This is a genomic window from Actinomadura sp. K4S16, assembly GCF_008327685.1.
Taxonomy (GTDB): domain Bacteria; phylum Actinomycetota; class Actinomycetes; order Streptosporangiales; family Streptosporangiaceae; genus Spirillospora.
The window spans coordinates 554,108-577,074 of the sequence record NZ_BDDE01000013.1; the positions used below are offsets into that span (position 1 = coordinate 554,108).

20 protein-coding genes and 1 pseudogene are annotated in these 22,967 nt (G+C 73.0%); 12 read left to right on the top strand and 9 right to left on the bottom strand.

All coding sequences use genetic code 11. The features are described from left to right. The first annotated feature begins 65 nt into the window (after positions 1–65). Together K4S16_RS17730 and K4S16_RS17735 are read left to right on the top strand one after the other, a co-directional pair. The gene (locus tag K4S16_RS17730; RefSeq protein WP_235036872.1) at positions 66–602 is read left to right on the top strand and encodes a GNAT family N-acetyltransferase; all 537 of its coding nucleotides are present in this window, start codon (positions 66–68) and stop codon (positions 600–602) included. A gap of 121 nt (positions 603–723) precedes the next feature. Further along, on the top strand, positions 724–1,056 hold the full coding sequence (locus K4S16_RS17735; protein ID WP_149260034.1) for a hypothetical protein: 333 nt from the start codon (positions 724–726) through the stop codon (positions 1,054–1,056). A gap of 18 nt (positions 1,057–1,074) precedes the next feature. Here K4S16_RS17735 and K4S16_RS17740 read toward each other — a convergent pair whose 3' ends face one another. Together K4S16_RS17740 and K4S16_RS17745 are read right to left on the bottom strand one after the other, a co-directional pair. Further along, positions 1,075–1,545, bottom strand: coding sequence for a carboxymuconolactone decarboxylase family protein (locus tag K4S16_RS17740; protein WP_149260035.1), 471 nt, complete (start codon positions 1,543–1,545; stop codon positions 1,075–1,077). Positions 1,546–1,718: 173 nt separating this feature from the next. Further along, positions 1,719–1,982, bottom strand: coding sequence for a hypothetical protein (locus tag K4S16_RS17745; RefSeq protein ID WP_149260036.1), 264 nt, complete (start codon positions 1,980–1,982; stop codon positions 1,719–1,721). Positions 1,983–2,115: 133 nt separating this feature from the next. Between K4S16_RS17745 and K4S16_RS17750 the strand changes: the two genes are divergently transcribed. From K4S16_RS17750 to K4S16_RS17760, 3 genes are read left to right on the top strand one after another with little or no spacing between them, the layout of a single operon-like run. After that, a complete protein-coding gene (locus tag K4S16_RS17750; RefSeq protein WP_149260037.1) occupies positions 2,116–3,798 on the top strand; it encodes an AMP-binding protein in 1,683 nt (560 codons plus the stop codon). Beyond that, positions 3,795–5,438, top strand: a complete 1,644-nt coding sequence (locus tag K4S16_RS17755) for an AMP-binding protein (RefSeq protein ID WP_149260038.1) — start codon at positions 3,795–3,797, stop codon at positions 5,436–5,438. The genes K4S16_RS17750 and K4S16_RS17755 overlap by 4 nt, the downstream gene beginning before the upstream one ends. A gap of 54 nt (positions 5,439–5,492) precedes the next feature. Then, positions 5,493–6,314, top strand: a complete 822-nt coding sequence (locus tag K4S16_RS17760) for a helix-turn-helix transcriptional regulator (RefSeq protein WP_149260039.1) — start codon at positions 5,493–5,495, stop codon at positions 6,312–6,314. Here the strand turns inward: K4S16_RS17760 and K4S16_RS17765 are convergent. Beyond that, complete coding sequence (locus K4S16_RS17765) at positions 6,260–7,711, bottom strand: MFS transporter (RefSeq protein ID WP_149260040.1); 1,452 nt, start codon at positions 7,709–7,711, stop codon at positions 6,260–6,262. The two genes, K4S16_RS17760 and K4S16_RS17765, sit on opposite strands and share 55 nt — an antisense overlap. 723 nt (positions 7,712–8,434) lie before the next feature. On the opposite strand from K4S16_RS17765, the gene K4S16_RS17770 reads away from it, so the two are divergent. Further along, positions 8,435–9,037, top strand: coding sequence for a polysaccharide deacetylase family protein (locus K4S16_RS17770; RefSeq protein WP_235036873.1), 603 nt, complete (start codon positions 8,435–8,437; stop codon positions 9,035–9,037). A gap of 19 nt (positions 9,038–9,056) precedes the next feature. Here the strand turns inward: K4S16_RS17770 and mca are convergent, their stop codons facing one another. Beyond that, complete coding sequence (gene mca, locus K4S16_RS17775; protein WP_149260042.1) at positions 9,057–9,905, bottom strand: mycothiol conjugate amidase Mca; 849 nt, start codon at positions 9,903–9,905, stop codon at positions 9,057–9,059. Next, positions 9,902–11,317 carry an MDR family MFS transporter gene (locus K4S16_RS17780; RefSeq protein WP_149260043.1) on the bottom strand — a complete coding sequence of 472 codons (1,416 nt, stop codon included), beginning with the start codon at positions 11,315–11,317 and terminating at the stop codon, positions 9,902–9,904. Before K4S16_RS17780 ends, mca begins: the two co-directional genes overlap by 4 nt. Positions 11,318–11,544: 227 nt before the next feature. Between K4S16_RS17780 and K4S16_RS17785 the strand changes: the two genes are divergently transcribed. From K4S16_RS17785 to K4S16_RS17795, 3 genes are all read left to right on the top strand, one after another. Further along, complete coding sequence (locus K4S16_RS17785) at positions 11,545–12,843, top strand: sensor histidine kinase (RefSeq protein WP_235036874.1); 1,299 nt, start codon at positions 11,545–11,547, stop codon at positions 12,841–12,843. Further along, positions 12,807–13,451, top strand: a complete 645-nt coding sequence (locus K4S16_RS17790; protein ID WP_149260044.1) for a response regulator transcription factor — start codon at positions 12,807–12,809, stop codon at positions 13,449–13,451. The genes K4S16_RS17785 and K4S16_RS17790 overlap by 37 nt, the downstream gene beginning before the upstream one ends. A 375-nt stretch (positions 13,452–13,826) precedes the next feature. Continuing rightward, positions 13,827–14,714 carry a hypothetical protein gene (locus K4S16_RS17795; protein WP_149260045.1) on the top strand — a complete coding sequence of 296 codons (888 nt, stop codon included), beginning with the start codon at positions 13,827–13,829 and terminating at the stop codon, positions 14,712–14,714. Positions 14,715–14,731: 17 nt separating this feature from the next. Here the strand turns inward: K4S16_RS17795 and K4S16_RS17800 are convergent, their stop codons facing one another. After that, on the bottom strand, positions 14,732–15,505 hold the full coding sequence (locus K4S16_RS17800; protein WP_149260046.1) for an enoyl-CoA hydratase/isomerase family protein: 774 nt from the start codon (positions 15,503–15,505) through the stop codon (positions 14,732–14,734). A gap of 587 nt (positions 15,506–16,092) precedes the next feature. Between K4S16_RS17800 and rho the strand changes: the two are divergent. Continuing rightward, positions 16,093–17,244, top strand: a pseudogene (gene rho, locus K4S16_RS17805) (transcription termination factor Rho); the annotation flags it as partial. Positions 17,245–17,247: 3 nt separating this feature from the next. Here rho and K4S16_RS17810 read toward each other — a convergent pair. Further along, entirely contained in the window at positions 17,248–18,879 is a 1,632-nt protein-coding gene (locus tag K4S16_RS17810) for a serine/threonine-protein kinase (protein WP_149260048.1), read from the bottom strand. A 127-nt stretch (positions 18,880–19,006) separates the two neighbouring features. Then, on the bottom strand, positions 19,007–20,581 hold the full coding sequence (locus tag K4S16_RS17815) for an acyl-CoA synthetase (protein ID WP_149260049.1): 1,575 nt from the start codon (positions 20,579–20,581) through the stop codon (positions 19,007–19,009). A gap of 219 nt (positions 20,582–20,800) precedes the next feature. On the opposite strand from K4S16_RS17815, the gene sigE reads away from it, so the two are divergent. After that, the gene (gene sigE, locus K4S16_RS17820; RefSeq protein WP_149260191.1) at positions 20,801–21,328 is read left to right on the top strand and encodes an RNA polymerase sigma factor SigE; all 528 of its coding nucleotides are present in this window, start codon (positions 20,801–20,803) and stop codon (positions 21,326–21,328) included. Positions 21,329–21,437: 109 nt separating this feature from the next. Next, positions 21,438–22,268 carry an alpha/beta fold hydrolase gene (locus K4S16_RS17825; protein WP_235036875.1) on the top strand — a complete coding sequence of 277 codons (831 nt, stop codon included), beginning with the start codon at positions 21,438–21,440 and terminating at the stop codon, positions 22,266–22,268. Positions 22,269–22,311: 43 nt separating this feature from the next. On the opposite strand, the gene K4S16_RS17830 is transcribed toward K4S16_RS17825, so the two are convergent. Beyond that, positions 22,312–22,881 carry a TetR/AcrR family transcriptional regulator gene (locus tag K4S16_RS17830; RefSeq protein WP_149260050.1) on the bottom strand — a complete coding sequence of 190 codons (570 nt, stop codon included), beginning with the start codon at positions 22,879–22,881 and terminating at the stop codon, positions 22,312–22,314. Positions 22,882–22,967: the final 86 nt, after the last annotated feature.

Here is a 22,967-nt window from a genome sequence, read left to right on the forward strand (position 1 = left end):
TGCCCTTGTCCGGGCCGTGCGCGGTTGAGCGCGGCCCGGTCGTCCAGAACGACCAGGAGCCAGACTTGTCATCTTCCGACCTGACCGCATCGGGCCCGCACGACGCGGACCCGGCCACCGCGGGCCTGCCGAGCGCGGATCTCACCACCGGCCGCCTCGTCCTGCGTCCGTGGCCGCGCGACGAGATCGCCGCCGTACTGTCCGGCGACAGGCGCGCCCACTGGGCGGACGACTTCCCCGCCGAAGGCGATCGCGACATCGCCGGCTTCATCGCCGAGCACCCGTCCGTGCTCGACGCGCACGGCCAGCGCCAGATCATCGAACGCGCCACCGGCCTGGTGGTCGGCACCACCGGCCTGTTCTGGCCGCCCACCGACGGGGTCGTCGAGTTCGGCTACGGCGTCGTCCCGTCCCGCCGGGGCCGCGGGTACGCCACCGAGGCCGCCCGCGCCATCGTGGCCTTCGCCCTGGCCGCACCGGAGGTGGACGCGGTGCTCGCGACCGTGGAGCCGAGCAACACGGCGTCGGTCCGCGTCCTGGAGAAGGCCGGCCTCCGCCACGCCGGCGCGACCGAGGACATCGCCACCTACACCACCGCCTGACGGCGAGCCGGGCCCGGCCGCGCGGCCGGGCCCGGCTCGGCGTCCCCATCGATCCTCTGTTCACCGGCGCGTGCCGTCCTTCACACCGAAGGGCGGCACGTTCGCGTTCCGGCCTCCCCCCTTGGCTGCGCGAGGCGGCGCACGTCCCCGGCCTGCGCGTGGAGATGAGCGGCGACGCCGTCGCGCCCCCGGAGGAGCGCGCACTGCCCCGCCGCCCGGCACGACGCAGCGCCGGGCCTACGACCTGCTCGCGGACGGGTTCGGCCCCGGGATCAACGGGCCGCTGCCGAGCGCACCGGCCGCGAGCCCGCCGAGGTCCGCGCCCCTCACGGACGCGGCCTTCGGCGTGATGCTCGACCTGATGATCCGCTGGTCGGAGGATCCGTCCCTGGACCTTCCCGAGGCGCTGGACGAGTCCCTCGCCCTCGCCCCGATCGACCCGGGCGCGCCGTGAACCGGGCGCCGGGCCCGGTCAGCCGAACTGGCCGGGCTGGTAGCCGCCGGCGGGCTGCCGGGTGATGACGTTCATGCGGTTCCAGGTGTTGATGAGGGCGATCAGGGACACCAGCCCGGCGAGCTGCTCCTCGTCGTAGTGCTTGGCGGCGTTCGCCCAGACCTCGTCGGAGACGCCGGGGCCGTCGGCGAGCCGGGTCCCCTCCTCCGCCAGCTCCAGGGCGGCGCGCTCGGCGTCGGTGAAGACCGTGGCCTCCCGCCAGGCCGCGACGAGGTTGAGGCGCACCGAGGTCTCACCCGCGTGGGCGGCGTCCTTGCTGTGCATGTCGACGCAGAAGCCGCACCCGTTGATCTGGCTGGCCCGGAGCTCCACCAGATGCGCCGTCGCGAGCGGCAGCCCCGAGTTCGTCACGGCCTTGGACGCCGACAGGAGGTACTTCATGAACTTTCCGCCGGTCTCGGTGTCGTAGTAGGTGAATCGGGCGTCCATGGTGGTCTCCTTGCCATATGGAGGGTTACACCAGGTTGACGATTCACCCCACCGCAGTGTGACAGCGTGCCCGGAGTGACCCCCGTCACCCCGAACGCGTAGCAGCCGGACGACCGCAGGCGGGCGGTCATGTCCCCCGGCCCGCGGCCCGGATCCGCGACCGGGCCCCCGGCTCAGTTGCAGGTGACCCCCCAGACCTTGATGAGGGACTTCGGCACCTTCGGGCACGGGTTCCCGCCGGTGTCGCCGAGGTACTCCCAGTCGGTGCCGTTGGAACTGCGCCACACGTGCGGCCCGTCCTGGGAGGTCATGGGCTGGTCGGTGAGGCTGATGTCGGCGAGCGCGTAGTAGACGCCGCCGGTCTTGCCGAGGTGGGCGTCCTTCGGCCCGTCCACCTTGTCCGTCGACTCCTCGGGGTACTGCGCCATCATCTTCATCAGGTAGGCGTCCTTCAGCCCACCGGCGCCGGGGTAGGAAGCCCCTACTACCCCCGTTCGGGGGTGGCGTCGGTCACCCGGATGGCCAACGATCCTTCTGACCGGGTGCCCGTGCGGCTACGAGGGAGAGACCATGCCCGCAGTCGAGTTCCGCGCGGCGCGCGACTTCCTGCTCGCGCACCGCGACGACTACGCGACGGCGTACGAGAAGTTCCGCTGGCCGGTGCTGACCGGTTTCAACTGGGCGCTGGACTGGTTCGACAAGATCGCCGAGGGCAACGACTCGCCCGCGCTGTGGATCGTCGAGGAGGACGGCGCCGAGGCCAGGTACTCGTTCTCGCAGCTGTCGCGGCGGTCGAACCAGGTGGCGAACCTGCTGCGCCGGGCGGGGGTGCGGCGCGGCGACCGGATCATCCTGATGCTCGGCAACCAGGTCGAGCTGTGGGAGACCGTGCTCGCGGCGATGAAGCTCGGCGCGATCATGATCCCGTGCACGCCGCTGCTCGGCACGGCCGACCTCCAGGACCGGCTGACGCGCGGCAGGGCCCGGCACGTGGTGACCGCCTCGTCCGAGACCGGGAAGTTCGACGGTGTCGAGGGCGAGTTCACGAAGATCGCCGTGGGCGAGCCGGTGGAGGGGTGGCTGCGGTACGCCGACGCCTACGAGGAGGGCGAGTCCTTCACCCCGTACGGCCTGACGATGTCGCGGGACACGCTGCTGCTGTACTTCACGTCCGGGACGACGGCCAAGCCGAAGCTGGTCGAGCACACCCACGCGTCCTACCCGGCCGGGCACCTGTCGACGATGTACTGGATCGGGCTGCGGCCCGGAGACGTCCATCTGAACATCTCGTCGCCGGGGTGGGCCAAGCACGCGTGGAGCAACATCTTCGCGCCGTGGGACGCCGAGGCGTGCGTGTTCATCTTCAACTACACCCGGTTCGACCCCGACCGGCTCCTCGACACCCTCGAACGGTGCGGCGTGACGAGCTTCTGCGCGCCGCCGACCGTGTGGCGGATGCTGATCCAGGCCGACCTCGGACGGCTCGGCAGGCCGCCCCGCGAGGTCGTCGCGGCCGGCGAGCCGCTGAACCCCGAGGTGATCGAGCGGGTGAAGGAGGCGTGGGGCCGCACGATCCGGGACGGCTTCGGGCAGACCGAGACGACCGTCCAGATCGCCAACACGCCCGGCCAGCCGGTCAAGCCCGGCTCGATGGGGCGTCCCGTGCCCGGCTACAAGGTGGCGCTGATCGACCCGCTGACGGGGGAGCCGGGCGACGAGGGCGAGATCTGCCTCGACCTGGAGGACCGCCCGCTCGGGCTGATGACCGGCTACCACGGCGACGAGGAGCGCACCGAGGAGGCGATGGCCGGCGGCTACTACCACACCGGCGACATCGGCTCCCGCGACGAGGACGGGTACATCACCTATGTCGGGCGCGCCGACGACGTGTTCAAGGCGTCCGACTACAAGATCTCGCCGTTCGAGCTGGAGAGCGTGCTGATCGAGCACGAGGCGGTGGCGGAGGCCGCGGTCGTGCCGTCGCCCGACCCGGTTCGGCTGGCCGTCCCGAAGGCCTACGTCACGCTCGCGGCCGGCTGGGCGCCGGACGCGGAGACGGCGAAGGCGATCTTCGCGCACTGCCGGGAGCAGCTGTCGCCCTACAAGCGGGTCCGGCTGCTGGAGTTCGCCGAGCTGCCGAAGACGATCTCCGGCAAGATCCGCCGGGTGGAGCTGCGGGCCAGCGAGATCGACAAGCATCCGGGCGAGGGCGACCGCCCGGAGGGCGAGTTCCGCGAGGAGGACCTTCGATGAACCTCTCCTACGCGTCGGGCATCTCGACCACGCCGCTGCTCGGCGACACCATCGGCGCGAACCTCGACAAGACGGTCGCGGCGCACTCGGAGCGGGACGCGCTCGTCGAGCGGTCGTCCGGCCGCCGCTGGACCTACGAGCAGTTCTCCGACGACGTGGACGCCGTCGCGCTCGGCCTCCGCGACCTCGGCGTCGTCAAGGGCGACCGGGTGGGCATCTGGGCGCCGAACTGCGCCGAGTGGATGCTCGTCCAGTACGCGACGGCCAAGCTCGGGGCGATCCTCGTCAACATCAACCCCGCCTACCGGGTGCACGAGCTGGAGTTCGTCCTCAACCAGGCGGGCATCCGGACGCTCGTCGCGGCACCGGTGTTCAAGACGTCCGACTACGCCGCGATGATCGAGCAGGTGCGGCCCAAGTGCGCCGCGCTGCGCGACGTCGTGCTCATCGGCACGCCCGGATGGGACGCGCTGCTGGAGGCGGGCCGCACCCCGGCGCCGGGCGTGCTCGAGGAGATCGGGCGGACGCTCACCGCCGACGACCCGATCAACATCCAGTACACGTCCGGGACGACGGGGTTCCCCAAGGGCGCGACGCTGTCGCACCACAACATCCTGAACAACGGCTACTTCGTCGGCGAGCTGTGCGGCTACGACGAGGAGGACCGCATCTGCGTCCCCGTCCCCTTCTACCACTGCTTCGGCATGGTGATGGGCAACCTCGCGGCGACGAGCCACGGCGCGTGCATCGTGATCCCGGCGCCCGCGTTCGACCCGAAGGCGACGCTGGAGGCGGTCGCGGCCGAGCGCTGCACCTCGCTGTACGGGGTGCCGACGATGTTCATCGCCGTCCTGAACGAGCCGTCGCTGACCGGGCTCGACCTGTCCGGCCTGCGCACCGGGATCATGGCCGGGTCGCCGTGCCCGGTCGAGGTGATGAAGCAGGTCATCGAGCGGCTCGGGATGAGCGAGGTCGCGATCTGCTACGGCATGACCGAGACGTCGCCGGTGTCCACGCAGACCCGCGCGGGCGACTCGCTGGAGCGCCGCGTGTCCACGGTCGGGACCGTGCTGCCGCACCTGGAGGTCAAGGTCGTCGACCCCGAGACGGGCGTGACCGTCCCGCGCGGCGTGCCCGGCGAGTTCTGCACGCGCGGCTACTCGGTGATGCTCGGCTACTGGAACGAGCCCGAGAAGACGGCGGAGGCCGTGGACGCCGCCCGCTGGATGCACACCGGCGACCTCGCGGTGATGGACGAGGAGGGCTACGTCAACATCACCGGCCGGATCAAGGACATGGTGATCCGGGGCGGGGAGAACATCTACCCGCGCGAGATCGAGGAGTTCCTCTACACCCATCCCGACATCGTCGACGCGCAGGTGATCGGCGTCCCGGACGAGAAGTACGGCGAGGAGCTGATGGCCTGGGTGCGGCTCCGCGAGGGCGTGCCGGGCCTGACCGCGGGCGAGCTGCGCGCGTTCTGCGAGGGCAAGCTCGCCCACTACAAGATCCCCCGCTACGTGCACGTGGTGGAGGAGTTCCCGATGACGGTCACCGGCAAGATCCGCAAGGTGCAGATGCGCGCCGAGGCGGTCGACATCCTCGGCCTGGAGGACGTCGCCGCGGCACGGCACGCCTAGGTTCGTCCATCTCCGGACTTTCGTGCCGGGGGTCCGGCAGGGCATTCTCGGAACATGGGCGATGACGTGGGAGCCGTCCGGTCGGCGGTGCTGACGCTGCAGCGCACCACCGGCCTGCCCATGGTGTTCGGCGGCGCGCTCAGCGGCCAGGACCGGCTGGTGATCACCGAGCTGGTCGGCAACACGACCGACTCGCTGAACGGCCTCGTCGTGCGGCACGGCAACGGGCTCGGCGGCAAGGCGATGGCCATGGGGCGCCCCGCCTGGGTCAGCAACTACCCGTGCTCGGCGTCGATCAGCCACGACTACGACAAGCCCGTCGGGCGCGAGGGGCTGCTGTCGATCGTCGCGGTCCCGATCGTCGTGCGGCGGCGCGTCCGCGGCGTCCTCTACGGCGCGCTGCGCGAGCCCCTCTCGCTCGCCGACCGCGTCGTGGGCGCGGCCGTGGAGGCGGCGCGCGACCTCGAGCAGGACCTCGCCGTCCAGGACCGGGCCGACGAGGCGCTGGCGCGGACGCCGCCCGGCACCTCGGCGGCGCGCTGGGAGGAGGTCCGGGCCGTGCACGCCGAGCTGCGGGCCCTCGCCGAGCAGGTCCGCGACCTGCCGACCCGCGACCGGCTCCGGGAGGCGTCGCTGCGCCTCGCGGCGGCCGGGCTGGGCGAGCCGGACGCGGCGCCGCGCCCCGTGCTGTCGCCCCGCGAGCTGGACGTCCTGTCGTACGTCGCGATCGGCTGCACCAACGCGGAGGCCGGCGAGCGCCTCGGGCTGCTGCCGGAGACGGTGAAGAGCTACCTGCGGTCGGCGATGCGCAAGCTCGACAGTCACACCCGGCTGGAGGCCGTGACCGCCGCCCGCCGCGCCGGGCTGCTCCCCTGATCCTCGCGCCGCGCCGCCCTGCGCCCCGCGAACGAGGCGCCGGTCGCGGCGAGCGCCGTCCCGCCGAAGCCGAGCATCACGGCGGTGAACGCCGGGCCGTGGCCGCCGGGGACGCCGAGGTACAGGGTCCCGAAGACGGCGACGCCCGCGACGCCCGCGAGCTGGAAGTTCATGTTGACCAGCCCGCTTAGGTCCGCCGCGTACCGGTCCGGGACGTGCGCCGTCAGCCGCCCGAGCTGCGGCGCGAACCCGAGTCCGAGGCCGAGCCCGCCGAACCCGAGGAGCACGGCGAGCACCGCCCCGTCCGCGCGGGTCAGCCCCACCGCGGCGTACACCGACGCGAGGAGCAGGTAGCCGGCGACGGGCGCGCGGGCGGCCAGGCGGGCGGGGAGGCGCGGGACGAGCGGCCCTCCGACCCCGAACGCGGCGACCCAGGGCACGAGCACCAGGCCGGAGAACAGGGCGCTGTGCCCCAGCCCGTCCTGCAGGTAGAGGGCGAGGACGAACATCATCGCGTAGTAGGTGCCGGTGGCCGCGCCGAGGGCGCCGAGGGTCCACGCCACGACCGGGCGGCCGAGCACGCCCGGGGCCAGCAGCGGGGACTCGACGCGCCGCTGCCGCCTGACGAACAGGGCGGTCACCGGCACGCAGGCCGCGAGCGACGCCCACGTCCACGGCGGCCAGCCCGCCTCGCGCCCGAACAGCAGGGGAACGACGGCCAGGAGCGCCGCCGCCGACAGCAGGGCCGCCCCGCCGAGGTCGAGGCGCGCGCCGCGGCCGCCCGCGTCCGCCGGGAGCAGCCGCGCCCCGGCCGCGAGCAGCGCGATCCCGGCCGGCACGTTGACCAGGAAGACCGGGCGCCAGCCGAGCCCGCCCACGTCGGCCGAGACCAGCACGCCGCCGAGCACCTGGCCCGCGACCGCGCCGCCGGACAGCGCCACGGCGAGCAGTCCCTGCGCCCGCGCCCGTGCCGGGCCGGTGAAGTGGAGCTGGATGCCGGACAGGACCTGAGGCACCATCAGCGCCCCGGCCGCGCCCTGCACCAGCCGCGCGGCGACGAGCGCGCCGGTGGAGGGGGCCAGCCCGCACGCGAGCGAGGCGGCGGTGAACGCGCCGAGCCCGAGCAGGAACATCCGCCGGTGGCCGCGCGCCTGCCCGAGCCGGGCACCGGTCACCAGCAGGACGGCGTACGCGAGCGTGTAGCCGGAGACGACCAGTTCGAGGCCGCCGGCGGACGGGCGCAGGTCCTCCTCGACGGCCGGACCGGCGACGTTCACGACGGCGATGTCGATGTTGACGATGAACTGCCCGGCGAGCAGGACCGCGAGCATGAGCGCGGGCCGGCGGGGGCCGGTGGTCGGGGGCCCGGACACGGAGGTGTGATCGATCGAGGGCATGGAGGGACAACCCCGGCCGCCGCCACCGGGTTGCGGCGGGCACGCCGACGGGGCCCGTACGGGCCGGTGAACACCGCGGGGCCGCGCGGTCTTCGGCGGATCGGGCCCGGCGACGGGGTCAGCGGCGTGGGCGTCGTCCAGTGCAGATCGGCCCCCGCGGCGCACTGCCTGGTCGACCGTCACCGCACGCCGGCTGCGCCGGGCCGTGATCGCTCGGCCGTCCCGCCTGTTCCCCGGGCTGGGACGTCCGGCCCCCGAATCGCAGTGACGACGGTAACACCTCTCCGAAGACGTTCGGCGCCCCTCGCCGCCGGCTCCAGGGCATCACTTACGACCTTCCGGCAAGACGGCTGATGTCAGCGGGACGACCCCCGTCAGTGGCCCGACCTGCGGCGCTGTGCCCGGTCCCTAAAACGGACCACTCGGGTGAGCCGATTGTGATCCCATAGCATCCCCCTACCCGCCCAAAACCCCGATAGCGTGGGACTTGTGGAGGTTGAGGACTCAGGCCGGACATCTCGCCGCAAAGCTCTCTGGTTGATGGGGGCAGCCGCCGGACTCACGGCCCTCGGCGCGGACAGCGCGCGCCCGCCGCACGGGACCGGGAAGCCCGCGTGGGCCGTACCGACCCCCCGCGCGCGGCCGGTCATCCATCCGACGCCGACGCCCACCCCGACGCCGACGCCCCGGCCCGCCCCGTGGACGCCGGCCAAGCTCACCGCGGTGGAGAAGCCCGTCCGCGAGCTGACGCAGCTGAACCCTCCGCCGCCCCCGCAGTCGATCGCCCTCACGATCGACGACGGCCCGAGCCCCCTGTGGACGCCCCGGGTGCTCGACCTGCTGGCCGAGCACGGGATCCACGCCACGTTCTTCGTCATCGGCGAGCAGGTGAAGGAGTTCCCCAAGCTCACCCGCCGCATCGCCGACGCCGGCCACCAGATCTGCAACCACACGCAGACGCACCCGATCAGCATCGGGAGCATGGCGCGCAAGCGGGTCCGCAAGGAGATCGTCGAGGCGCACGACCGGATCGCCGACGTCACCGGCGTCGTCCCCCAGTTCTTCCGCTCCCCCGGCGGCGCGTGGTCGAAGACGATCCTGGAGCTGGTGGCCGAGCACGGCATGCTCCCGATCGACTGGGCGGTCGACCCGCGCGACTGGGCCCGTCCCGGCGTCGGGCACATCCGCCGGACGCTCATGAAGGGCAAGGCCGGCAACATCATGCTGTGCCACGACGGCGGCGGCGACCGCTCGCAGACCCTCAAGGCGCTGGACACCGTCATCCCGAAGATGAAGAAGCGCGGCCTGACCTTCGTCGCGCTCTGACCGTGCTCGCGCCGGCCCCTCACCGGAGGCCCGCGAAGAGGTCGTCCTCGGGGAGTTCCGTGGCGACGCGGGAGCGGGCCAGGTGGTAGTCCTCGGTCGGCCAGACGGCGCGTTCCACGTCGCGCGGATGGGCCATGAAGCCCGCGTTCGGGTCGATCTGCGTGGCGTGCGCCCGCAGGGCCTCGTCCCGGACGGCGAAGTGGTCCGCGCAGTGGACGCGGGTGGTGATGTCGAGCTTCGGCGCGGTGTCCGGCCAGTCGGCGAGGATCGGCCCTATGCCCGACTCCAGGCCGCGCTCGGTCATCCCGTCGTGCAGCGCCTGGAACCACTCCTTCGAGAAGGCGCCCTGGTAGTAGAGCTTCTCCGGCCGCCACGGCCCGCCCGTCCCCGGGTAGCGGGACGGGTCGGCGGACGCCTCGAACGCCTCCACCGTCACCTCGTGCGTCCTGACATGGTCGGGATGCGGGTACCCGCCCGTCTCGTCGTAGGTGACGACCACGTGCGGACGGAACTCGCGGATGAGCGCCACGAGCGGGCGGGCCGCCTCGGCGAGGGGCGTGCGCGCGAAGCAGCCGTCCGGCAGGGGCTCGCCGGGGGCGGGCAGACCCGAGTCGACGAAGCCGAGGAACCGCTGCCGGACGCCGAGGATCCTGCGCGCGGCCTCCATCTCCGCCCGCCGGACCGCCGGCAGGTCCGCCCTGGTCTCGGGCCGGTCCATCGCGGGGTTGAGCACGTCGCCGCGCTCCCCGCCCGTGCAGGTCGCGACCAGGACGTCCACTCCCTCGGCCGCGTACTTGGCGAGCGTGGCGGCGCCCTTGCTCGACTCGTCGTCGGGATGCGCGTGCACGCTGAGCAGCCGGAACCTCATCGGTGCTCCTTCCGGGACGGGTAGAAGAGGGCGGGGACGAGGGTCAGGGCGGACAGGGCGACCGCCCACCAGAAGGTGTGGCCGTAGGCGGCCGCGGGGGCGTGCCCGTCCAGGGAGCGCTGCAGGACGACCGCGAGGACCGCGGTGCCCAGCGAGCCGCCGACCCGGTTGACGGTGTTGACGGCCCCGGCGGCGCGGGCCACCTCGTGGCGCTCGACGCCGGCGTAGACCGCGGCCATGCCGGGCGCCATGACGACTCCGAGTCCCGCGCCCCGGACGACCAGCGACGCGACGAGGAGCCATCCCGCCGGGGACGAGCCCAGTTGGGTGAAGGCGACCGTCCCGGCGAGGGTGAGCAGGATGCCGGTCAGGATCAGCGGCCGGGGCGCCATGCGGTCGGCCAGCCGGCTCGCGAAGAACGTGGCGGCGGCCGTCCCGAGGGCCTGCGGGGCGAGCAGCAGGCCCGCCTCCAGCGCGGACGCGTGCTCCACCTGCTGGTAGTAGAGCGGCAGCAGGAGCAGGGAGCCGTAGAGGGCGGCGCCCTGCAGGAACGAGTTCGCCGTTGCGACCGCGAAGCCGCGCCGGGCGAACAGGCGCAGGTCGATCAGAGCCGCTGCGCGGCGGCGCAAGGCGTGCGCGACGTAGCCGAGCACGAGCGCCGCGCCGGCTAGCAGCGGCAAGGCGACACGGAGGGCGCCGAAGCCCTCGCCGCCGGCCTCGGAGAAGCCGTAGACGAGTGCGGCCAGGCCGGGGGACAGGAGCGCCAGGCCCAGGACGTCCAGCCTGTCGCCGCCGGTCCCTCGCCCGGTGTCGGACGGGATGTGGCGGCCCGCCAGCACCAGGGTCAGCAGGCCCAGCGGGACGTTCACCAGGAACATCCAGCGCCAGTCGAGCCGGTCGACGATCAGCCCGCCGAGGACCGGGCCGAGGACCGGCGCGAACGTCAGCGGCAGGACGGTGATGCCGAAGACGCGCCCGAGGCGGGCGGGCCCGGCGGCCCGGACGACGATCGACTGCCCGATCGGCTGGATCAGGCCCCCGCCGACGCCCTGGAGCACGCGGAAGAGAATCAGGCTCCCGGCCGACCATGCGAGGCCGCAGAGGGCGGACCCGGCGGCGAACAGGGCGACGGAGACCATCCACATCCTGCGGGCGCCGAACCGGTCGCTCGCCCAGCCCGCCAGCGGCATCACCATCGAGACGGCGAGGAGGTATCCGGCCGACACCCATTGCAGCGTGGCGGGCGGGCTGCGGAAGTCGCGGGCGATCGAGTCCAGGCCGACCGTCACGATCGTCGTGTCGAGCAGGGCGAGTACCGGGCCGAGGACCAGGACGAACGACGCCTTCAGCAGCGCCGGGTCCAGCCTCTCGGCCGGTCGGGGCGCGGCGGGGGCGCGAACGGGTGCGGTCATGCGGCGTCCTCCAAGTAAGTTGAGTGGGCCTAAATTTAGGCTCAACCAACTTACTTGGTCAACACTATTTTTAGGTTCGACCTATCCGAGCGAGGACCGGGGGCCGGGGGTGTACTCAGCTACACCCCACGCTCGGGTTGCGGGCACACTGTGCTCGGGGGCCGCCGCCAGAAGACTGGACTCCAGACGGCAAGCGACCCGCGGAGGATCCGGTGGACGGTGGACTGGTGCAAGAGACACGGCTGCAACGGCATGTGCGGGCCCCCTGGCGCGGGCTGGCGCTCTGGCTGCTCGGCATCCCCGCGACCCTCGTCGGCCTGTGGTTCATCACGGTCGTCTCGATGATCACGAGCTTCGTCGGGGTGCTGCTGTTCCCGTCCTCGACGATGCTGCTGCGCGAGCGGCTCGACGCGTACCGGGTCCGCATCAACCGGTGGACCGACGTCCGGATCGCGCGGCCGTACCTGCCCGAACCGGAGCAGGAGCCCGGCCTGAGCGGCATGTTCAAGCGGTTCATCGCGCTGATCAGCGATCCGGCCACCTGGCGGGACTACCTGTGGGTCCTCACCGACCCGGTCGTCTCGGTCTTCACCGCGGCGCTGCCCGGCCTGCTGATCCTCTACGGGCTGTGGGGGTACGTGCTCGCCGCCTTCGCCGGCGACATGATCGGGCACTACGGCGGCAGCGACTGGTACGCCTACGTCCACGTCACCGAGGGGTACGGCCGCGACACCGGGCGGGTGCTGTCCACCGTGGTCGTCGCCACCGCGTGCATCGCCGCCGGGTACCTGATCGGCCCGAAGATGCTGACCGCGTACGGGCACTGGGGCCGCACCATCCTCGGCCCGACGAAGAAGTCCGAGCTCGCGCTGCGCGTCCAGCACCTCACCGAGACCCGGTCCGAGGCCGTGGACGCCTCCGCCGCCGAACTGCGCCGCATCGAGCGCGACCTGCACGACGGCGCGCAGGCCCGGCTCGTCGCTATGGGGATGAGCCTCGGCGCGATCGAGCACCTGCTCGACAAGGACCCGGAGAAGGCCCGCATCCTGCTCGCCGAGACCCGCGCCTCGTCGGCGAAGGCGCTGCACGAGCTGCGCGACCTCGTCCGCGGCATCCACCCGCCGGTGCTCGCCGACCGCGGCATCGGGGACGCGGTCCGGGCCCTCGCACTCGACCACCCGCTGGACGTCGAGGTGTCCGCCGACCTGCCGGCGCGCCCCGAGCCGCCGGTCGAGTCCGCCGCCTACTTCGCGGTCTCGGAGATCCTCACCAACGCGGCCAAGCACTCCGGCGCGTCCCGCGTCTGGGTCGACATGCGGTACGAGGACGGCATGCTGCGGATCAGCGTCACCGACGACGGCCGCGGCGGCGCGAGCCTGGAGGGCGGCTCGGGGCTGCGCGGGATCGAGCGGCGAATCGGTACATTCGACGGCGTGCTCGCCCTCAACTCCCCCGTGGGCGGCCCGACCATCGTGACCCTGGAGCTGCCTTGCGCGTTGTCCTCGCCGAAGACCTCGCTCTCCTGAGGGAGGGCCTCGTCAGCCTCCTGGAGTCGCACGACTTCGAGATCGCGGCGGCCGTCGACAACGGGCCGTCCCTGCTGAAGGCACTGCTCGACCACCGCCCGGACGTGGCGGTGGTCGACGTGCGCCTGCCCCCCTCCTTCACCGACGAGGGCCTCCAGGCGGCGCTGGAGGCGCGGCGGCAGGTCCCGGGCCTGCCCGTCCTCGTGCTGTCGCAGTACGTCGAGCAGCTCTACGCCCGCGAGCTGCTCGCCGACGGCACCGGCGCGATCGGCTACCTGCTCAAGGACCGGGTGTTCGACGCGGCGCAGTTCGTGGACGCGGTCCGCCGGGTCGCCGCGGGCGGCACCGCGATGGACCCCGAGGTCATCTCCCGGCTCGTCGCCCGCAACACCCGCGACACCCCCCTGGGGCGCCTCACCCCGCGCGAGACCGAGGTCCTGGAGCTGATGGCGCAGGGCCGCTCCAATGCGGCGATCGCGGAGCGGCTCTTCGTCACCGAGCGCGCGGTCACCAAGCACACCGCGAACATCTTCGCCAAGCTCGACCTCCCCGTCACCGGCGACGACAACCGGCGCGTCCTCGCCGTCCTGGCCTACCTGAACCGCTAAAACCGAGCGGAGCGAGCCGGGGGGCGTGGGGGGTCGCCCCCCCACAGACTGCACAGCCGAGCGGAGCGAGCCGGGGGGCGTGGGGGGTCGCCCCCCACAGACTGCACAGCCGAGCGGAGCGAGCCGGGGGGTGTGGGGGGTCGCCCCCCACAGACTGCACAGCCGAGCGGAGCGAGCCGGGGGGTGTGGGGGGTCGCCCCCACAGGCTGCACAGGCCAGCGGAGCCGGCCGGGGATGTGGGGGGTGTCCCCCACAGGGTGCACGGGAGTGTGGGGGATCGTCCCCGGCAGGCCGCATAGTCGTGGCGTCGGGTCGTTCCTTCCGGGGCGCGGCGGTGGCATAGTCTCCCCCGCGAGCAGGCCCGGGGAGGGCGTGATGACGGTGATTCTCGTTCTGCTGTGCCTGGCGATCGCCGGGCGGGAGCTGTACCTGGCGTTCGAGCGCGGGCGGACGCCGGGCGCCCCCGAGATCGCCGACATCCGCACGCAGCTCCGCGCCCTCAAGGGCACCCGCGACGAGCTGGCGGAGTTCCGCGCGTCCCAGCGCGAGCGGCTCGACGGGCTCGCCGCCGACCAGGAGCGCGACCGCGCGGCGCTGGAGGAGACCGACGCCCGGATCCGCTCGCTCGTCACGCAGATCAACGACCGGCTGGTACCGGACGTGAGCGGGCGGCTGAAGGAGCATCGGGACGCGGCCGAGGAGCAGCGCGCGGCCGTGGAGCGGCTGGCCGCCGAGACGGCCGAGCTCCGCAGGCACCTCGTCGGGCGGCTCGACCAGGCCGTCGCCGCGTCCCTCGGCGCCGACCCCGCCGACCTGGCCTCCGGGGCCCTCACCGTCGTCCCGGCCGGAGACCGGCCGGCGCTGACCGGCCCGTTCGAGCGGTTCGCCGGACACCACGGGCTGCGCGTCGAGCTGACCGACGGGGACCGCTACTACCTGTCCGGACGCAGCCCGCGCGCCCTGGAACGCGACTTCATCGACCTGGTGGCCGCGCTCCGCGAGCACTGCGTGGACTCCACCGGCCCGGCGCGGACCCTGCTGGGCGCGCTCCGCGACGTCGACCGGGGCGGCGCGCGGATCGGGCCGCTCCTCGTGGTGCGGACGCCGGAGTCGCTGGTGTGCGGGGTGCTGCCGCTCGCCGAGCTGCGCCGCCCCGACACCGCCGGGCTGCTCGACGACCCGGACGCCGCCGCCGGGCGCCTGCACCGCCTCCCCGAGGGACGGTTTTGCGACGTGTCGGCCTGGCCCGCGCTGAACGCCTAGACCTCGGCGCCCGCGCGTCACCGCAGGGGCGCCGTCCAGGGGAACTCGGGCGGGCGGCGTTCGAGGAACGCGGCGATGCCCTCCTCGACCTCGCCGCTGGCGGCGACCTCGGCGAGCCACCGCTGCGTCATCTCCTGCACCGGGCCGGCGGCGACGATGGCGTCCACGATGTCCTTGGTCGCCTGCTGGGTGAGCAGGGAGCGGGACGCGAGGGTCTCGGTGAACGCGGCGACGCGGTCGTGCAGGCCGCCCGCGGGGACGACCTCGTCCAGCAGCCCGATGCGCAGGGCGTGCTCAGCGTCCACCAGGTCGGCGGAGTAGAGCAGGTACTTCGCCGCCGACGGGCCCACCAGCCGGACGAGCCGCGCCGTCGCGGCGGCCGGGTAGACGATGCCGAGCCGGGCCGGGGTGATCCCGAACCGCGCGTCCGGCTCCGCGAACCGCAGGTCGCAGGCGGCCGCGAGCTGGCAGCCGCCGCCCACGCAGTACCCCTCGATCGCGGCGAGCGTCGGCTTGCGGAACGCGGCGAGCGCCCGCTCGGCGACCGTCGACAGGTGCGAGTCGTCGTCGCGGTGGATGTCGTCCAGCTCGGAGATGTCGGCGCCCGCGCAGAAGTTCCCGCCCGCGCCCGTCAGCACCACGACCCGGACGGCGGGGTCGGCGGCGAACCCGTCCAGGATGCCGGGCAGCGCCCGCCACATGTCCGCCGACATGGCGTTCCGCTTGGCCGGCCGGTCGATCACGACCGTCCCGACGCCCCCGGCGACCTCGAACCGCAGCCCCTCGCCCATCGTCCTCCCTCACCCCTGAGCAGCGCGGCTCATCGTATTCGCCCGCCGTCCGGCACCGGCCACCGGACGGTCACCGGAACCTGGGGGCCGATCCGGTAGTCATAACCCTCGTCAGCATCGCCACCGATGAGACCGGCGGCGCGGCCGGGGGAAGCCGCGGCGCCGGACGGACGCAGGGGGACATCCGCATGAAAGCCGTCACCGAGCTCGGGGAATGCGAAAGCGCCCCCGATTGCTGTACTGTCATGGCAACGTCCTTGGATTCTCACGACTCGCGTCGAGGACGTCTCTTCCCCGCCCGGGCCATCTGAGCGCCCGGTGACTTTCCGGTCCGGCACGCACGGCGTGCGGGGCCGCCGCACAAGGGAGCCGACGTCAGCCCGGTGAACCGAGCTGCATACCTCGCATTCCTCTCGCGTACGCGCCGCGGGTTCCGCCGCCGTACGCGGACTTCGACTCCGGGCGGCGCCGACCACCGCGCGCCCGCCTGAGAAGGGACCCTCATGTCCGCCCCCACCCTCGAATCAGAACCCGCCGCGGGCCGCAAGGCCCCCGCCCGCGGCGCGCACGCGGTCTCCGCGCAGAGCGCCCGCAAGGACGGGCGCCAGCAGGGACGGCGCCCGGCCGACGACGCGCCGACCGTCCCCTTCCAGGGCCTCCTGTCCGTCCAGGACAAGCACGCGTTCGTCCGCACGTCCGGCTACCTCGCCGGCCCGGACGACGTGCACGTCTCCCTCGCCCAGGTCAAGGCGCACCACCTGCGCCCCGGCGACGTGGTCGCCGGCTTCGCCAGGGCCCCGAAGCAGGGCCGGGGCGACTCGCCCACCCTCGCCCGCGTCGAGACGGTGAACGGCCTCCCGCCCGCCGAGGCCGCCGGCCGCCCCGAGTTCGGCGCGCTGACCCCGCTGTTCCCCGAGGAGCGGCTGCGCCTCGACACCGGTCCGCTCGCGACCCGCGTCATCGACCTGGTCGCGCCGATCGGCAAGGGGCAGCGCGGGCTCATCGTGTCGCCGCCCAAGGTCGGCAAGACGATGGTGCTGCAGGCCGTCGCGAACGCGATCGCGCAGAACAACCCCGAGGTCCACCTGATGGTCGTGCTCATCGACGAGCGGCCCGAGGAGGTCACCGACCTGCAGCGGACCGTGCAGGGCGAGGTGATCCACTCGACCTTCGACCGTCCCGCGCGCGACCACACCGCGCTCGCCGAGCTCGCCGTGGAGCGGGCCAAGCGCCTCGTCGAGCAGGGCCACGACGTCGTCATGCTGCTCGACTCCATCACCCGGCTCGGCCGCGCCTACAACCTCGCGGCGCCCTCCAGCAGCCGCATCCTCGCCGGCGGCGTCGCGACGACCGCGATCTACCCGCCGAAGAAGTTCTTCGGCGCCGCCCGCAACATCGAGAACGGCGGCTCGCTCACCATCCTCGCCACCGCGCTGGTGGAGACGGGGTCCCGCATGGACGACGTCTTCTTCGAGGAGTACAAGGGCACCGGCAACATGGAGCTGAAGCTCGACCGGAGCCTCGCCGACCGCCGCGTCTTCCCCGCCGTCGACATCGAGGCGTCCGGCACGCGCCGCGACGAGCTGCTGATGTCCCCCGAGGAGCTCGCCCTCTCCTGGCGCCTGCGCCGCGCCCTCCAGGGCCTGGACAAGCAGCAGGCCGTCGAGCAGCTCCTGGAGAAGATGAAGGGCACCTCCTCCAACGCCGAGTTCCTGCTCCGCCTCCAGCAGACCACCTGACCGCTAGCCGCGCTTCTCCGGCCTGAAGGACTTGAGGATCTTGTCGTAGAGGCGCTGGCCCGGCGTCCACTCCGGGTCGGGCGCGTGGAAGCAGAACTCGTAGCCCGCCGCGCGGCCGCACAGCACGTGCCGGACGGCGTCGTGCCCTCCGTCCCGCCAGGTGAACTCCCATTCGGCGGCGCCGTCGACGACCTCGGGCACCGGCTCCAGTCGCAGCCGCCGGTAGCCGGGATAGCGGTGCTCCTTCACCGCGCCGCGCTCCTCGGCGCGCAGCCCGGCCAGCGGGTCGCCGGGAGCCGGGGCGATGCGCAGCCCCCGTCCGGTCTCGGCGTCCTTCCAGGTCATCACGCTGCCGCGCCGCTCGGCCTGCCAGCCCGCCGGCACCCGCACCGAGTACGCGCCCGCCTCGTGGTACCGCGCCGTCTTCATCGACACGCCCGCCGCCGGACGCAGCGCGACCGAGTCGCCCTTGCCGATCGACGTCCACCGGGCCGTCCAGGTGCCCGCGCCCGCCGCGAGCGCCGCGAGCAGCGCCACGCTGACGACCGCCCCCGGGCGCAGCCGGCGCGACGGCAGCGCCGGGACGCGCCACCGCGCCTGCCGCGAACCGCACGGCGGGCTGCCGGACGGACCGCCGCCGCGCAGCGTCCACGGGACGCGCGGCCCGCGCCGGACGGGCGCGCCCGACGCCTCCCTCGGCACCCGGGAGCCGCCGAGCGCCCGCGAAGCGCGCCGCGGCACGACCCGGTGCGCGGAGAAACGGCGGGAATGCGGCACCGGGGCCCTGGTGAAACCGGGTTCCGGAAGGGTTCCGATGAGCTTTTGCAGCAATTCCGCGGTGGCCTCGGCCGTCAATCTGTCCTCCGGCCGCTGCCGCAGGAGCCCTTCGATGACCGGGGTCAGCGGTCCGGCCCGGACCGGGCGCGCGTAGTCGCCCAAGAGGACCGCCACCATCGACGCCAGGGCGTGGCAGCGCAGGAACGGCGAGAAGCCCTCGACCGCCGTGTAGAGCGTCGCGCCGAGGGACCACAGGTCGGACGCCTCCACGCTCGGCAGGCCGTTCACCCGCTCCGGCGGGAGGTACGCGGGCGAGCCCTCGATGCCCGCGAGCAGCGTGTCGGCGGGCTGCGGCCCCTTGCCGGTGTGGACGGCGAGGCCGAAGTCGCCGAGGAGGACCCGCCCGTCGTCGCAGATCAGGACGTTGCTGGGCTTGACGTCGCGGTGCAGGATGCCCGCCGCGTGCGACGCGCGGAGCACCGACAGGACCGCCGCGCCGATCTCCGCCGTCCGGCGCACCCCGAGCGGGCCGTCCTCCGTGACCAGCCTGTGCAGGGAGCACGCCTCCAGGAACTCCATGACGATCCAGGGGCGGCCGTCCTCGATGATGAGGTCGTGCACGGCGACGACGCCGGGATGCCGGAGCGCGGCCGTCGCGCGGGCCTCGCAGAGCAGGCGCCTGCACATCACCCTGCGTTCGCCCTCGGTGATGCGCGGGGGAAGGTGGACCTCCTTGACCGCGACGTCCCGGTCAAGCATTTCGTCATACGCCCGCCAAACGGTGCCCATACCGCCTCTGCCGACGACAGAGAGCAGGCGATACCGTCGCGCGAGCGGTATCAGCCGATCCCCACTCATGGGCGGGTAATCGCCGGAACGTGCCCAAGGCACGCTCCCACGGCATCAATTGATTTTTGACTGGCGTCCGCCGAGGAAAATGCGCCCGAGCGTGGTAATGACCATACAGGGTAACGTTACCGGCACGCTACGCGAGCAAACTTCTGGCCCACTTGTAATCCGACTTGCCGACGGCGGTTCGCTGTACCTCGTCCACCAGGGTCATCTGCCGCGGGAGCTTGTAGCCGGCGAGGCGGCCGCGGCAGTACTCGGTCAGCTCCTCGAGCGTCACCGTCGCGCCGGGGCGCGGGGCGACGACGGCGGCGACGCGCTGCCCGAACCGCTCGTCCGGCAGGCCCACGACGACCGCGTCCTCCACGGCGGGGTGGTCCTTGAGCGCGACCTCGACCTCCTCCGGGTACACCTTCTCGCCGCCGGTGTTGATCACGAGGGAGCCGCGGCCGAGCAGGGTGATCGTCCCGTCCTCCTCCAGGATCGCGAAGTCGCCGGGGATCGACCAGCGCGTCCCGTCCGGGGCGGTGAAGAACGTCGACGCGGTCTTCTCGGGGTCGTTGTAGTAGCCGAGCGGGATGTGGCCGCTGCGCGCGAGCCTGCCGATCTCGCCGGGCCGGGCGACGTTCAGGTCGTCGTCGAGGACGGTGATGCCCGGCCTCATCATGAACCGGGCCGTCCCCTCCTTGGCGCCGACGGACGGGCCGCACGCGCCGGTCTCCGACGCGCCGTAGTTGTCGAGGAACATGATGTTCGGCAGGTGCTCCTGCAGCGCGGCCTTGGCCCCCTCGGTCAGCGGCGCGCCGCCGGACGCGATCGCCATCAGCGACGACGTGTCGTGCTCGCCGGAGGCGAGCGCCTTCGCGACCGGCCGCGCCATGACGTCGCCGACCAGCATCATCACGTTCGCCTGCTCCTCGGCGAGCAGCCGCAGGGCCTTGTCCGCGTCGAACGCGTGGTCGGTGTAGAGGACGACCTTGGCGCCGCTGAACAGGCCCATGAACGCGACCCACTGCCCCGCGCCGTGCATGACGGGCGCGCAGTCGAGCACGGCCATCGCGGGCTGGTCGGCGTTGGCGGCCAGCTCCTCGGGGCTGCCGATGGGGTCGCCGAGGACGTTCCCGCCGCCGAGCGCGCCGAAGAAGATGTCCTCGCAGCGCCACTCGACGCCCTTCGGGTAGCCCGTCGTGCCGCCCGTGTACATGATGTAGCGGTCGTCGCCGGAGCGTTCGGGGAAGTCGTCGTCCGGCGCGGCGGCCGCGAGCGCCTTCTCGTACTCGACCGCGCCGGGGATCTCGGCCTCGGAGCCGTCCTCCAGCACGAGGACGTGCCGCAGCTCCGGCAGCTCGCCGCGGATCTCCTCGACCTTCTCCAGCAGCGAGCGCTCCCCGACCAGCGCCACCGAGTCGGAGTCGGCCAGGACGTGGCGCAGCTCGGCGGCCACGTAGCGGAAGTTCACCGGGATCGGCACCGCGCGGACCTTGAACGCGCCGAGCATCGCCTCGATCCACTCGGCCCGGTTGTAGGCGAGGATCGCCACGTGCTCGCCCGGCCGGACGCCGGCCTCCGCCAGATGGTGCCCGAACCGGCTCGCCCGCTCGCTGAGCTGCCGGTACGTACGCCGCTCGTCGCCGGCGACCAGGGCGGGGCGGTCCGGCCCCGCCGCGGCCAGGATCTCGAGCAGGTCGGCCAGGTTGTAGCTTCGCGCCATGCCACGTCCTCGCGTGTCGGGGTGGGGACTGCCCCTGATCCTCCATGCGGACGGGCGCCGACTCAATCCTTGTCGACATTCCGTCCAATGAGATGAGTCACATCTCACGCCGCCTGATCCGGCCACGCGGATGCTTCTTACACGGCTCTTATCTGGGTACCGGCATGCTTGGCCGTAACGATTGAATATCAGACGGGGGTAGTGGTGAGCGCAGGTGCGATGGCGTGGACCCCGCCGACGTGGGATGAGATCGTCAGCGAGCACTCGACCAGGGTGTTCCGGCTGGCGTACCGGCTGACGGGCAACCGCCACGACGCCGAGGACCTGACCCAGGACGTCTTCATCCGGGTGTTCCGCTCCCTGTCCTCCTACAGCCCCGGCACGTTCGAGGGCTGGCTGCACCGGATCACGACGAACCTGTTCCTCGACCGCGCCCGCCGCAAGCAGCGCATCCGGTTCGACTCCCTCGGCGACGAGGCCGCCGAGCGCCTGCAGGGCCGCGAGCCGGGCCCCGCGCAGGCCTACGACGAGCGGCACCTCGACCACGACATCCAGAAGGCGCTGGACGGCCTCGCCCCCGAGTACCGCGCCGCCGTCGTGCTGTGCGACATCGAGGGCCTGTCGTACGAGGAGATCGCCGCGACGCTGAACGTCAAGCTCGGCACCGTCCGCTCCCGCATCCACCGCGGCCGCGCCCAGCTGCGCGCCGCTCTGGAGCACCGCCGCCCCGCCGAGTGCACGCAGTGACGGCTGCGCACGGCGACGAGCGAGCCCGGCGAGAGCGAGCACGGCGTCCCTGTGCGCGTGACGAGCGTCACTAGTGACCGCTGAGTAACTTCCGGCCTACCCTTCGCCCGTGGACAAAGCGCGGGTGAACATCGCTTACGAGCGCCGCGGCGAGGGTCCGCCCCTCGTCCTGCTGCACGGCATCGGCCACCGCCGCCAGGGCTGGGAGCCGGTCATGGACCTGCTCGCCGCCGAGCGCGACGTCGTCGCGATCGACCTGCCCGGCTTCGGCGACTCCCCGCCGCTGCCCGCCGGGACCCCCTACACGCTGGACGCGGCCGTCGCCGCCCTCAGCGAGGCCTTCGCCGCCCTCGGGCTGGACCGCCCGCACATCGCGGGCAACTCGCTCGGCGGCCTGTTCGCCCTCGAAGCCGCCGACCGCGGCCTCGCCAGCTCGGCGACGGCCCTGTCCCCGGCCGGCTTCTTCAACGCCCTGGAACTGCGCTACGGCATGTCGGTGCTGCGCGCCTCGCGGCTCGGCGCCCGCGTCCCCGAGACGTTCCTCACCCGGCTGGCCCGCTCCCCGCGCCGCCGGAACCTCATGTTCGGCATGATCTACGGCCGTCCGGACCTGATGGACATCGAGACCCTCGCGGGGGACGCCCGCGCCATGCGCGACGCCCCTGGCTTCGAGCCCACCCTCCGCGCGGGGCGCACCACCCGCTTCCTCGGCTCCTGCGCGGACGTCCCCGTCACCATCGCGTGGGGCACGAAGGACCGCCTGCTCCTGCGCAGCCAGGCCGTCCGCGCCCAGCGCCGCCTCCCCCACGCCCGCTTCGTCTGGCTGGAGGGCTGCGGCCACGTCCCCATGGCCGACGACCCGGCCCTCGTGGCGAAGATCCTGCTGGAGGGCAGCGCGCACCCCGTCCTCGGCGCCGAGTCCGAAGCCGCCGCGTCCTAGGCCGTCCTTCGAAGGCGGAGCTGGAACAGTCGATGGTCCCGGTTCATGCCTCGCGGCGGCATCCGGCGAGGAGGATGGCGACCATGCGCCTGGCTTCGGCCTGCCCGTAGTCGGGGCCGGTGATGCAGAGGTTGCCGATGGCGCGCATGAGCGTGTAGGCGGTGACGTCGGGGCCGAGTTCGCCGGCGGCGGCGCATGCCTCGAGCAACGTCGCGCAGGCCGGGACCAGGGTGTCGAGCATCAGGGCGTGGAGGTTCTCCAGCCCTGGATCGCCGGACCCCAGGGCGGCTCCGAGGCCGTGCTTGGTCACCAGGAACTCGACGAACGCGTCCACCCAGCGGGTCAGGGCGGTGAACGGGGAGGCCGACTCCTCCAGGAGCCGGGGGGCGAGTGCGGCGGCCGTGTCGATCTGGTGCCGGTAGACGGCGGTGACGAGATCCGCCCGGGTCGGGAAGTTCCGGTAGATCGTGCCGACGCCGACGCCGGCGCGTTCGGCGATGTCGCGGACAGGGGCCTGGACGCCCTGTTCCACGAAGACCGCAGCCGCGGCCGCCAGCACGCCGCTGCGGGTGCGCTGCGCCTGTGCCCGGCGCACTCCGACCGGTTCCGGCACGGGACCCTCCTTTTGCTCGCGGAACAATGTTCCGCTACTTTGGCGGAACAACGCTCCGCCAAATTATGGCAGAGCGGTCCCACGGA